This is a genomic window from Mesorhizobium sp. WSM4871 (assembly GCF_055811295.1).
In genome coordinates, this window is sequence record NZ_JBVVPU010000002.1 from 51,156 (window position 1) to 63,481 (window position 12,326).

Consider the following 12,326-nt stretch of genomic DNA (forward strand, 5'->3'; position numbering starts at 1 on the left):
AACACGGCACAGGCCATGCTGGGAAGTGGGACGAAGGCGAAGGCTTGACACAATAAGATTCGTAACTAAGTAAGTTACATGAAACGAAACAGCAGACTGTCCTCCACCTTGCACATTCTCGTCCACATGACCGAGACGCGGGAGCACGCGCTGACCTCCGAGCAACTCGCCACCTTCATCCACACGAACCCGGTCGTCGTCCGCCGGACGATTGCCGGCTTGCGCGACGCGGGCATCGTCACCTCGGCGCGCGGCCATGGCGGCGGCTGGCAGCTTGGCCGCGCGCCCGAGAAGATTTCGCTGGCCGAGATCAGCGCTGCCCTCGGGGAAACGCTGCTGCCTTTCAGCAACGAGCCGGAAAGCCCCGGCTGCCTTGTCGAACAAGCGGTGATAGCGGCGCTCGATGATTTTCGGCTCGAAGCCGAAAGGTTGCTGGCGGAAAAGCTCAGCCGCATCACGCTTGCCGACCTCGCCGCCGATTTCCGCCGCCGTTACGCGCAGATTGGAGTGACCAGCCATGCAGTATGATCTGCCAGCCACGCAGTATGATCTGATTGTCGTCGGCGGCAGCTTTGCCGGCCTGTCGGCCGCGATCCAGGCGGCGCGGGCGCGGCGCCGTGTCCTGGTGATCGATGCGGGCCGGCCGCGCAACCGTTTCGCGCAGCATTCGCACGGCTTCCTAGGGCAGGATGGGCGCACGCCCGGCGCCATACTGGACGACGCAAGGCAGCAACTGCTGGCCTATCCGACGGCCAAGGTCACCACCGGATTGGCGGACAAAGCCGCCGCCGCCGGCCGCGGCTTCGAGATCACCACGGACCGCGGCGAGACATTCGGCGCGGGCCGACTGGTGCTTGCCACCGGCGTGCGCGATGTCCTGCCGGATGTTCCCGGGCTTGCCGAGCAATGGGGCAAGAGCGTGCTGCACTGCCCCTACTGCCATGGCTTCGAGGTGGCAGGCGGACCACTTGGCGTGCTCGCAACCGGCCCGATGGCCATGCATCAGGAGCAGTTGATCGCCGACTGGGGCGATGTCACGCTGTTCGCCAACGGCCTGTTCGAGCCTGACGCCGAGCAGGCATACGCATTGGAAAGACGCAAGGTGAGGTTCGAGCCGGCCGCCGTGGCCGAACTGCAGAACGACAGCGCTGGCGGATTGATCGTCCACCTTGAAGACAGCCGTCAGGTCGGCGTCAAGGCGATGTTCACCGCGCCACGCAACACCATGGCGAGCCCGCTTGCCGAACAGCTTGGCTGTGCTTTCACGGAAGGTCTTCTCGGTCCGGTGATCACCGTCGATGACAGGCAGCGCACGACAGTCTCCGGTGTCTATGCCGCCGGAGACGCGGCACGATCGATGCACAACATCGCCTTCGCCGTTTCCAGCGGTGCCTTCGCGGGCGTATGCGCACACCAGTCGATGGTTTTTGATTAAGACCCGGTTTCCGCGCCTGCGATGCTCAGCCGCGCGCCGGACTGGGCGAGGGCCGCGGCGATGTCGCGCGGCGGCTGCCGATCGGTGGCGAGCTCGGAAAAACCGTCGAAACCGCAGACCTGGACGAGACCCTGACGGCCGAACTTGGTGTGGTCGGTGATGACCAGCGAGCGCTGGCCGCGCGACAGCACCATACGGGCGAATTCGGCTTCCTCCAGATCGTAATCCATGACGCCCGTGACGGCATCGACGGCGCCCGTGGAGATCACCGCGTGGCTGACGGAAAAACGGCTGACGAATTCGATGGCCGAGACGCCGAAGGCCGCACCCGAATCGCTGCGCAACTCGCCACCGGCCATGTAGACCTTGTTGCCGTTGACGGTGGCCAGTGTGCGGGCAATGTCGGAGGAGTTGGTGACGACGGTCAGCCGCCGATGGCCGAGCAATTCGCGGGCCAGGAACGAGGTCGTGGTGCCGGTGTCGAGCATGACCGATTCGCCGTCGCGGATTGTCGTCGCGACCATGCGCGCGATCGTCCGCTTGGCATCGGCGTTTTCGCGCATGCGTCGCTCGAACGGCGCCTCGCCGATCATGGACGACAGGCCTACCGCGCCGTGCATCTTCAGGATGGAGCCGTCATTGGTGAGCGGCTTGACGTCGCGCCGCACGGTTTCCAGCGAGACGCCCAGCCGGTCGGCCAGGCTGGCGATGGTGACGGTGCCCTCCTCCTGCAGGAGACGCAGGATCTCACCATGCCGCTTCGAATGGACCATCAGGCTTTTCCGCTCGCGTTGTTGCGATACTGTCTGCTTTTACGGCAAACATGCACGTATTCACGAGAATTTCGAACTATTTCGGGCAAAAAGACATAAAAAGCCACAGATTCTTGTTGACAGGCCGGACCAGATGGCGCGAGATTGTCGGTGTGACAGGCTCGTAGCCGCTGCGGGAGAACGATGGCTGAGCCGCACAAGAATTCGCCTTTCCGAACGCCTGCAAAGCGCCCGGCACAGGGGAATGGAGTTTTGGGAATCCGCGGGGGCGGACGCCGGCGTCGAAGAACCCGGCAAAGGGGCTCGTCGGTGCGGCGCGGGATACCAATCCTGGCATCCCGCACCGACGAGATTTTCACCTTCTCCCCCTCCGGCCGGTTGCCATCTTCGGCTCACCCGCGGCCTTGTTAAACCTCCGCCAAACGAGGGATGAGTTCTTGACTGCCGAAGACCGCATCCGCGCCCTGCCCTGCTGGACCGGCAGCATCGACATTGAGCCGCTGCCGGGCGGCCTGAGCAACGCCAACTATGTGGTCAAGGATGCGGCCGGGCGGCATGTCGTACGTATCGGCCAGGACTTTCCGTTCCACCACGTCTTTCGCGAGCGCGAGGTGATGACGGCGCGCGCGGCGCAGGCCGCCGGCTTCGGGCCGGCCGTACGCTATGACGAGCCCGGCATCGTGGTGACGGAATTTCTCGGCGCCAAGGCCTTTGTCGCCGAAGATGTGAGGGCCAATATCGGCCGCGTCGCCGCCCTGATGCGCGGCTTCCACCGCGAAATGCCCAATCATGTCTCGGGCGCCGGCTTCATGTTCTGGGTGTTTCACGTCATCCGCGACTATGCGCGCACGCTGGAGGAAGGCGGCAGCCGCAAGCTGAACGACCTGCCGCGCTTTCTGACTTTGGCGGACGAACTCGAACGGGCGCAGAAACTGCTGCCGATCGTCTTCGGCCATAATGATCTTCTGCCAGCCAATATCCTCGACGATGGCCACAGATTGTGGCTGATCGATTTCGAATATGCCGGCTTCAACACTGCGATGTTCGACCTTGCCGGCGTCGCCTCCAACGCCAGCATGAGCGACGAGGAATCCTTCGCCTTCCTCACCGCCTATTTCATGAAGGAGCCGGACGAGGCGATCCGCCGCTCGCACGCGGCCATGCAATGCGCGTCGCTGCTGCGCGAGGCGATGTGGAGCATGGTTTCCGAACTTTACCTCGATGCGCCCGGCATCGACTACGTCGCCTATACCGACGAAAACCTGACGCGGCTGGACGCCGCGCTGGACAATTACAGAACAAAATACGGGATGCAGACATCATGACCTTGCCCAGCCATGCCGAGATCGTGGTCATCGGCGGCGGCATCATCGGCTGTTCGACGGCCTATCATCTGGCGCGCGACCACAAGGCCGATGTCGTGCTCCTGGAGCAGGGCAAGCTGACCTCGGGCTCGACCTGGCACGCCGCCGGGCTGGTCGGCCAGTTGCGCTCGTCGGCCTCGATCACGCGCGTGCTCAAATATTCGGTGGATCTCTACAAGGGGCTGGAGGCCGAAACCGGGCTGGCCACCGGCTGGAAGATGACCGGGTGCCTCAGGCTGGCGACCAATGCCGACCGCTGGACCGAATATAAGAGGCTGGCGACGACGGCGAAGAGCTTCGGCATGGACATGCAGTTGCTGTCGCCGGCCGAGGTCAAGACGATGTGGCCGCTCCTGGAAACGGGTGATCTCGTCGGCGCCTCCTGGTTGCCGACCGACGGCCAGGCAAGCCCTTCCGACATCACCCAGTCGCTGGCCAAGGGCGCACGCATGCATGGCGCCAGGCTGTTCGAGAACGTCCGCGTCACCGGCTTCGAGATGAAGGACGGCCGCATCGTCGCGGTGAAAACAGCCGAGGGCGACATCGCCTGCGACAAGGTGGTGAACTGCGCCGGGCAATGGGCGCGGCAGGTTGGGGCGCTGGCCGGCATCAACGTGCCGCTGCAGCCGGTGAAACATCAGTACATCATCACCGAGAAGATCGAGGGACTGGCGACCGATGCGCCAACCATCCGCGATCCGGACCGCCGCACCTATTTCAAGGAGGAAGTCGGCGGGCTGGTGATGGGCGGCTACGAGCCCAATCCGCAGGCCTGGACGACCGGCCTGCCCGGCGGCGACGTGCCTGACGACTGGGAATTCCGGCTGTTCGATGACGATTACGATCATTTCGAGCAGCATATGAACCAGGCGATCGCGCGGATCCCGGCGCTGGAAAACGCCGGCGTCAAGCAGATGATTAACGGGCCGGAGAGCTTCACGCCGGACGGCAATTTCATCCTCGGCGTCGCGCCCGAATGCGCCAACATGTTCGTCGGCGCCGGCTTCAACGCATTCGGCATCGCGTCCGGCGGCGGCGCCGGCTGGGTGCTGGCGCAATGGGTGGTCGACGGCGAGGCGCCGCTCGATCTGTGGGTGGTCGACATCAGGCGTTTTTCGGGCCTGCACCGCGACCGGCAATGGGTCCGCGACCGCACGCTGGAAGCCTATGGCAAGCACTACACGATTGGCTTCCCGCACGAGGAATATCTATCGGGACGGCCGTGCATTGTCTCGCCACTCTATGCACGGCTGCAAGAGCATCGCGCGGTGTTCGGCTCGAAGCTCGGCTGGGAGCGGCCGAACTGGTTCGCGCCCGAGGGCGTCGAGCCTGAGGATGCCTATTCGATGGGCCGGCAGAACTGGTTCTCAGCCGTCGGCGACGAGCACCGGCAGGTGCGCGAAAGCGTCGGCATCTTCGACCAGTCGTCCTTCGCCAAATACGAAATATCAGGCGCGGATGCGCAGAAGGCGCTGGACTGGATCTGCGCCAACGACGTCGCCAAGCCGGTCGGCCGGCTGACCTACACGCAGCTTCTCAACACGCGCGGCGGCATCGAGGCCGACCTGACGGTGGCGCGGCTCGGCGAAGAGAAATTCTACATCGTCACCGGCACCGGTTTCCGCACGCATGATTTCTCCTGGATCGACGACCATGTCGGCAAGGATCTTGACGTTACGCTGATCGATGTCACCGAGGATTTCGGCACGTTGTCGCTGATGGGGCCGCGCGCCCGTGAAGTGCTGGCCGCAGTAACCGCTGCGGACGTGTCGAACACCAGCTTCCCGTTCGGCCATGCGCGCGAGATTGAAGTCGCTGGCCATACTATACGGGCGTTGCGCGTCACCTATGTCGGCGAACTCGGCTGGGAACTGCATGTGCCGATCGCGGCGGCGGGCGAGGTCTTCGATGCGCTGATGGCGGCTGGCAAAAGGCACGGTATTCGTCCGGTCGGCTATCGGGCGCTGGAATCATTGCGGTTGGAAAAGGGCTACCGGGCCTGGGGCGCCGATATCACGCCCAACGACACGCCCGAGGAAGCGGGCCTCAGCTGGGCGGTGAAGCTGCGAAAGAACACGGATTTCGTCGGCCGGCGGGCGCTTGAAAAGAGCAGCGGCGCGGCGCTCAAAAAACGCTTCGCCGGCTTCACGGTCGACAACCCGGAAACCGTGCTGCTCGGACGCGAGACGATCCTGCGCAATGGCGAGCCGGTCGGCTATCTCACCAGCGGCGGCTATGGCTACACGGTCGGCAAGAACATCGGCTATGGCTATGTGCGCAATGCCGGCGGCATCAGCGACGATTTCCTCACCTCCGGCGACTACGAGCTGGTGGTGGCAATGGAGCGGACACCGGCACGGATTCACCTTCAGCCGCTTTACGATCCAGCCGGAGACAGGGTCAAAGCGTAGCTTCAGCTCACGCGCAGAACGAGGCCGCGGCTGGGCACGGTATCCGCCTCACCCGGCATCGAGACATAGGGCGGCGTTTCCTCGGCGCGCGTTATGACGCCCTTCGCCTCGAGTTCGGCGATCCGTGCGGCAAATCCTGCGTCCCACAGCGTGTTCTTGACCGTCAGCACGATGATGCCACCCGGCCGGCAAATGCGGATCAGTTCGTCCAGCCCCTCGACGCCGACATGGCCCGAGGTGAAGACGCCGGCCGATACGATGCCGGCATAGGCACCGTCGGCGAAAGGCAAGGGACCGCCGAGCGCCAGGCAATGCAGCGCCGAATAGACGCCCTTGCGCGAGGCCTGGGCCAGCATGCCGGCGGAGATGTCGAGCGCCTCGACCCGTGGGTAGCCCGTGATGGCAAGCCATTCGCCGATGAGGCCGGTCCCGGCCCCGGCGTCAAGCAGCGGCGCCGCGCCGCGTGGCAGATGGCGGGCAAGCAGGGCAAGGCAGATGGTCGGATGACGATAACCGGCCGCCGACATGTCCGCGTCGTAAGTGTCGGACCAACTGTCATAGAGGGCCGCCACGTCCTCGGGGCGCTTTGCCGCATAGGCCGCGGCGAGCGGGCCTTCGTTCTTCTTGTCCGTCATCCCGGTCCCGTCCGCCGTCTCGTGGCTCATACGCCATCCGGATGATAGCCAAATGGCGAAAATTGTGGAACCGTCGCCGCGAGAAAATAACGATGTGTAAATAGGGGGCGACGCGATGGAGGTTGACGAGGCGCGCGCCAGGCTTGCGGCCATTCCGGTGCTGGCCAGCTATGACGGGCCGCTTGAACGCCTCGGCGGCCTCACCAATCTCGTCTTCAAGGCCGGAGATGCCTGCCTGCGCATCCCCGGCAACGGCACCGAGGAATATATCAACCGCGTCAATGAGGCGGTGGCGGCCCAGGAAGCCGCCAAGGCCGGCGTCAGCCCCGATGTGCTGCATGTCGACGGCAGAACGGGCGTGATGGTGACGCGCTTCATCGCCGGCGCCGAGACGATGTCGCCGGAAAAGTTCAAGACCCGGCCAGGCAGCCCGGCGCGCGCCGCCGAAGCCCTACGCAGACTGCATACATCGGGTGCGGTCTTCCCCTTTCGCTTCGAGCTGTTTGCGATGATCGACGACTATCTGAAGGTGCTGTCGACCAAGGACGTTACCCTGCCCGCGGGCTACCACGACGTCGTGCGCGAGGCCGAAACGGTGCGCTCGGCCCTTGCCGCCAATCCCCTTTCGATCGTCGCCTGCCATTGCGATCCGCTGTGCGAAAACTTTCTCGATACGGGCGAGCGGATGTGGATCGTCGACTGGGAATATTCAGGGATGAACGATCCGCTCTGGGATCTTGGCGACCTCAGCGTCGAAGGAAAGTTCGATGCGGCGCAAGATGAGGAGATGCTGCGCGCCTATTTCGGCGGGGAGCCGACGCCGGTGGAGCGCGGCCGTGTCGTCATCTACAAGGCGATGTGCGATCTCCTATGGACGTTGTGGGGACTGATCCAGCTTGCCAACAACAACCCGGTCGACGATTTCCGCGCCTATGCCGACGGGCGTTTTTCGCGCTGCAAGGCGCTGATGGAAACGCCGGAGTTTTCAGGGCATCTGGCGGCCGTGCGCGCGGGCTAATTTACACCCTTCGGCACGTTTTCGGGCGGCACCGTCGTATCGACCACCTTCTGGCGGTGGAAGATGAACAGGCCGGCGAGCACGACGATGGCCGAGCCGACCAGGATGCGTGGACCAGGCACGTCACCGAAGAAGGCCAAGCCAAAGATCACGGCCCACAAAAGCAGGCTGTAATGCAGCGGCGCCAGCGTCGAGGCCGGCGCCAGTTTCAGCGCCCTGGTGATCATCAGATGCGCGCCGCAGGAGACGATACCGAGCAGCAGCATGGCGCCGAAATCGAGCGCCGACGGCGTCTGCCAGTTGCCGACGGTCAGCACCGCGCCGACCAGCAGCGTGCCGATGGTCTGCCAGGTGACGAGCGATGTGTCGCTGGTGCCACGCAGCCGGCGGTTGAGGATGATGGCGAAGGCGAACGAAATACTTCCGACCACCGCGAAGATCGAGGACAGCGAAAACGCCGACGACGATGGTTTCAGCATGATCAGCACGCCGCAGAAGCCGACCAGGATCGCCACCCAGCGGCGCCAGCCGACCTTTTCACCGAGCAGAAGGTGGGACAACGCCGCGACGTAGATCGGCCCGGCCATGTAGAAGCTCATGACGTCGGCCAGCGGCAGATAGACGACGGCGGCGTAGAACAGCGCGGTGTCGAGCGTCGTCATGACGACTCGCAAAACCTGCAATTCGACGCGCTCCACGCGAAACAGCTTGCCGGTGCCCTGATGCGCGATCATCGGGCCGAGCACGAAAAAGGCGCCGACGGAACGGATCAGCACGACCTGGCCGACGGAAAAGCTGGCGACCAGCCATTTGCCCATCGCATCGTTCAACGCAAACAGGAAATCGCCGGCCAGCATCAAGAGAATGCCAGCCAGCAGCACGTTCCTGATCGTCGGATTCTGGGCTATCGGCTGTGCCATGCCGTTATGGTTCCTCCCGCACGTATCGCGTCGTAGCCGCTAGCAACCGGCTTGACGAGCGGAATCGGAAAACCCGGCCGGACCAGAACCGGAAATCGGCTGGGCCTATGGCGCAGATCGCGGCTTGAATGGCCGCTTTGCCGGCCGGATCGCGATTCCGCCTACTTTGGCCTTGGCCGAATGATGACCGGGCGGTAGATCACCGGTCTCTCCCACGGATCGAAGGCCGAGGCGCTTCGCAACTCCGCGCGCCGATCGAGGTCGATGCGCTGCAGGCATTCGGCGAAGGCGTCATTCTTCTTGGTGAAGCCGTAGGACCGGCACTTCGCCTCATCGGCGGCGCGACGATCCTGCGCGCTCATGCAGCCCGTACAGAGCACCCCCAGCGCGGCCACCATCACAGTCTTTTGCCACATCGCGTAATCGCCCTCGAATTAAAATGGAGGTTTATGTAGACTTAATTATGGCCAAGCGAAGCGGAGAGCCTTGATGCAGAGAGGCCGGGCCTGTTGGGGCCGCCAGGCCCGGCTCAACCAGCCGCTTTGTGCCGGCGGTTCACCTGCGCCGGCCGGCCGGCGATCGACAGCCGTGTCTCCTGCTTCGTCCGCTCCGCAACCACCTTGCCCCTGGCAATGACGTAGAGACGTTCGGGGCGCAAGCGTATGGCCTCGACCGGATTGCCGGCATCGAGGACGACGAGGCTGGCGCGCTTGCCGACGCCGAGACCCAGATGATCAAGCCCCATGATGGCGGCGTTGACATTGGTGACCATGTCGAAGCAGCGCGCCATGTCGGCGGGGCTCGACATCTGGGCGACATGCAGGCCCATGAAGGCGACGTCGAGCATGTCGGCAGTGCCGAGCGAGTACCAGGGGTCGAGCACGCAATCCTGGCCCCAGCCGACGCGGATGCCCATGGCCAGCATTTCCTTGACGCGGGTCAGGCCACGGCGCTTGGGGAACGTGTCGTGGCGGCCCTGCAGCATGATGTTGATGAGCGGATTGGGAATCGCCGAGACGCCGGCCTCGGCGATCATCGGCAACAGCTTGGAGACGTAGTAATTGTCCATCGAATGCATGGAGGTGAGGTGCGAGCCGGCCACCCTGCGCCCCAAGCCGAGGCGCTGCGTCTCATAGGCCAGTTGTTCGATATGGCGCGACAGCGGGTCATCGGTTTCGTCGCAATGCAGGTCGACCATCAGGCCGCGCCTGGCGGCGATTTCGCACAGTTCCGTCACCGAACGCGTGCCGTCGGCCATGGTGCGCTCGAAATGCGGTATGCCGCCAACGATGTCGACGCCGAGGTCAAGCGCACGGATCGTGTTGTCGCGCGCGGTCGGCGAGCGGTAGAATCCGTCCTGCGGAAAGGCGACCAGTTGCAGGTCGATATAGGGCGCGACCGTCTTCTTCACGTCGAGCAGGGCTTCGACCGCCAGCAGCCTGTCGTCGCAGACATCGACATGGGTGCGGATGGCGAGCAGGCCCATGGATACCGCCCAGTCGCAATAGGCGAGCGCGCGGTCGCGCACCGCCTCGTGGGTCAAAAGCGGCTTCAACTCGCCCCATAGCGAAATGCCTTCCAGCAACGTGCCCGAGGCATTGATGCGCGGGATGCCATAGGAGAGCGTGGCGTCTATATGGAAATGCGGATCGACGAAGGGCGGCGAGACCAGATTGCCGTGGGCATCGACCGCCATGCCTGCAGTGACGTTCAGTTCGGGCTCGATCGCCGCGATCGTCTCGCCGATAATGCCGATGTCGGCAATCGTGCCGTCGGGCAGCGTGCCGCCTCGCACGATAAGGTCGAAATCCATCTGTAGCCATCCTCTCTAAGGAATCACCGTGCCATCGTGGCGCAAAAGACAGCTTGCCGCAGCCGTTTGTTTCAAAGCGGGTGGCAGGTTCCATCCGGACGCAACTCGCTCTATAAGCCGCCTTTCGCCCCCGTGGCGAATCCGAAATCCGTCTCAGCCAGGCATGGGATCAGCCATTTGTTTCGCTTCTTCCGTTCGACGGAAAACCAGCGCCTCATCGCAAGGCTGGTGAGGGAATCCTTCCACGAGCACAAGTTCGGATATGGCGCCGCCATCCTGTCGATGCTGGTGGTGGCCGCCATGACGGGCGCCAGCGCCTGGATCCTGCGCGAAATCACCAATGAGTTCGTGATCTACAAGAGGGTAGAGCGCGTCAACTGGATTGCCGCGGCGGTTGCCGGGATCTTCGTCGCCAAGGGCATCGCCAATTTCGTCCAGGCCTATTTCATGAGCCGGGTCGGCAACAGCATCATCGCCGAACGACAACGCAAGATCTACGACCGTATCCTGGAGCAAGGCATCGAGTTCTACCATTCGACCTCGTCATCCGACCTGATCACCCGCATGACCAACAACGCGCAGGCGGCACGCAGCGTGCTTGACCTCGTCGTCACGTCCTATGTGCGCGACCTGCTGACTTTGCTTGTCCTGGTGGGGGTGATGGTCTGGCAGCAGCCGGCGCTGTCCCTCATCTGCTTCGTCGTGGGGCCAATAGCCATTTACGGGGTCAACCGCATCCTGAAGCGCGTGCGCAAGATCGCCGCGCAGGAATTCCGCTCGCTCGGCCAGATCGTGCAGGTGATGCAGGAAACGGCAGTCGGCGTGCGTGTCGTCAAATCCTTCGGTCTCGAAGGCGCGATGCGCAAGCGCATGTACAAGGCGGTGTCCGATGTCGAAAACCGCGCCAACAACATTGCGACACTGGAGGCCGCCACCAGCCCGGTGATGGAAACGCTGGCCGGACTGGCGATCTCCGGCGCCATTCTGGTCAGCGGCCTTCTGGTCCTTGGGGGGGGCCAGATGCCGGGCAACATCATGGCCTTCATCGCGGCGCTGCTGCTTGCCTATGAACCGGCCAAACGCCTGGCCCGCGTGCGCATCTCGCTGGAAACCGGCATCGTCGGTGTACGTATGATGTTCCAGCTCGCCGACCGGCCGCTGACGCTGGCCGAAAGGCCGGACGCCAAGCCGCTGCGGCCGGGACCGGGCGAAATCCGGTTCGACAATGTCGGCTTTGCCTATCCGGAAAGTCCGCCGGTGTTCGATGGGCTCGACCTGACGCTTAAGGCCGGCAAGATGACGGCGCTGGTCGGGCCATCGGGCGGCGGCAAGTCGACCATCCTCAACCTGATCATGCGCATGTACGACCCGCAGAGCGGCAAGGTGCTGCTCGACAGCCAGGACATCTCCCACGCAACCATCGCTTCGCTCCGGGAAAAGATCGCCTATGTCAGCCAGGACACGTTCCTGTTTGCCGGCACGATCATGCACAATATCCGGCTTGGGCGTCAGGACGCCACCGACGACGAGGTGATCGCCGCCGCCAGGGCGGCCAATGCGCATGACTTCATCACCGCGTTGGCCAAAGGCTATGAGACGGATGTTGGCGAGAACGGCGCGCTGCTTTCCGGCGGCCAGCGCCAGCGCATCTCGATCGCGCGCGCCATGCTGCGCAATGCCGAGATCCTGCTGCTCGACGAGGCGACCAGCGCGCTTGACGCGGAATCCGAGGCATTGTTCCGCGACGCGCTGCAGCAACTGACGGTCGGGCGCACGACAATCGTCATCGCGCACCGGCTGTCGACCGTGCACCAGGCCGACACGATCGTGGTGCTGGAGGCCGGCAAGGTGGTGGAAAGCGGCCCGCACAAGGCACTGCTCAAACAGGGTGGGCTTTATCAGAAGCTTTATGAGTATCAGCTGATGCCGTGACGGTGTTGCCGGATGTGGGAGCCTG

At 63.8% G+C, this 12,326-nt stretch carries 11 protein-coding genes; 6 read left to right on the top strand and 5 right to left on the bottom strand.

The annotated features are described in order from the left end of the window. Positions 1-78 precede the first annotated feature (78 nt). Together AC0L2H_RS03675 and AC0L2H_RS03680 are read left to right on the top strand one after the other, a co-directional pair. The gene (locus tag AC0L2H_RS03675) at positions 79-528 is read left to right on the top strand and encodes an RrF2 family transcriptional regulator (protein ID WP_473588932.1); all 450 of its coding nucleotides are present in this window, start codon (positions 79-81) and stop codon (positions 526-528) included. Then, the gene (locus AC0L2H_RS03680; protein WP_473588933.1) at positions 518-1,435 is read left to right on the top strand and encodes an NAD(P)/FAD-dependent oxidoreductase; all 918 of its coding nucleotides are present in this window, start codon (positions 518-520) and stop codon (positions 1,433-1,435) included. Before AC0L2H_RS03675 ends, AC0L2H_RS03680 begins: the two co-directional genes overlap by 11 nt. Here AC0L2H_RS03680 and AC0L2H_RS03685 read toward each other — a convergent pair. After that, on the bottom strand, positions 1,432-2,208 hold the full coding sequence (locus AC0L2H_RS03685) for a DeoR/GlpR family DNA-binding transcription regulator (RefSeq protein WP_473588934.1): 777 nt from the start codon (positions 2,206-2,208) through the stop codon (positions 1,432-1,434). The two genes, AC0L2H_RS03680 and AC0L2H_RS03685, sit on opposite strands and share 4 nt — an antisense overlap. Positions 2,209-2,645: 437 nt before the next feature. Between AC0L2H_RS03685 and AC0L2H_RS03690 the strand changes: the two genes are divergently transcribed. After that, entirely contained in the window at positions 2,646-3,533 is an 888-nt protein-coding gene (locus tag AC0L2H_RS03690) for a phosphotransferase (RefSeq protein WP_473588935.1), read from the top strand. Then, positions 3,530-5,983, top strand: coding sequence for a GcvT family protein (locus AC0L2H_RS03695; RefSeq protein ID WP_473588936.1), 2,454 nt, complete (start codon positions 3,530-3,532; stop codon positions 5,981-5,983). The genes AC0L2H_RS03690 and AC0L2H_RS03695 overlap by 4 nt, the downstream gene beginning before the upstream one ends. Positions 5,984-5,985: 2 nt before the next feature. Here the strand turns inward: AC0L2H_RS03695 and AC0L2H_RS03700 are convergent, their stop codons facing one another. After that, positions 5,986-6,618, bottom strand: a complete 633-nt coding sequence (locus AC0L2H_RS03700) for a class I SAM-dependent DNA methyltransferase (protein ID WP_473589456.1) — start codon at positions 6,616-6,618, stop codon at positions 5,986-5,988. Positions 6,619-6,733: 115 nt separating this feature from the next. Here AC0L2H_RS03700 and AC0L2H_RS03705 point away from each other — a divergent pair, with 115 nt between their 5' ends. Then, positions 6,734-7,636, top strand: coding sequence for a phosphotransferase (locus tag AC0L2H_RS03705; RefSeq protein WP_473588937.1), 903 nt, complete (start codon positions 6,734-6,736; stop codon positions 7,634-7,636). Here AC0L2H_RS03705 and AC0L2H_RS03710 read toward each other — a convergent pair. The 3 genes from AC0L2H_RS03710 to AC0L2H_RS03720 form a co-directional block, all read right to left on the bottom strand. Beyond that, the gene (locus tag AC0L2H_RS03710) at positions 7,633-8,556 is read right to left on the bottom strand and encodes a DMT family transporter (protein WP_473588938.1); all 924 of its coding nucleotides are present in this window, start codon (positions 8,554-8,556) and stop codon (positions 7,633-7,635) included. The genes AC0L2H_RS03705 and AC0L2H_RS03710 overlap by 4 nt on opposite strands. A gap of 161 nt (positions 8,557-8,717) precedes the next feature. Then, the gene (locus tag AC0L2H_RS03715) at positions 8,718-8,972 is read right to left on the bottom strand and encodes a hypothetical protein (RefSeq protein WP_473588939.1); all 255 of its coding nucleotides are present in this window, start codon (positions 8,970-8,972) and stop codon (positions 8,718-8,720) included. 113 nt (positions 8,973-9,085) lie between these two features. Continuing rightward, positions 9,086-10,369, bottom strand: coding sequence for an amidohydrolase family protein (locus AC0L2H_RS03720; protein ID WP_473588940.1), 1,284 nt, complete (start codon positions 10,367-10,369; stop codon positions 9,086-9,088). 177 nt (positions 10,370-10,546) lie between these two features. Here AC0L2H_RS03720 and AC0L2H_RS03725 point away from each other — a divergent pair, with 177 nt between their 5' ends. Continuing rightward, positions 10,547-12,301: an ABC transporter ATP-binding protein gene (locus tag AC0L2H_RS03725; protein ID WP_473588941.1), complete on the top strand. Its 1,755-nt coding sequence runs from the start codon at positions 10,547-10,549 to the stop codon at positions 12,299-12,301. Positions 12,302-12,326 lie beyond the last annotated feature (25 nt).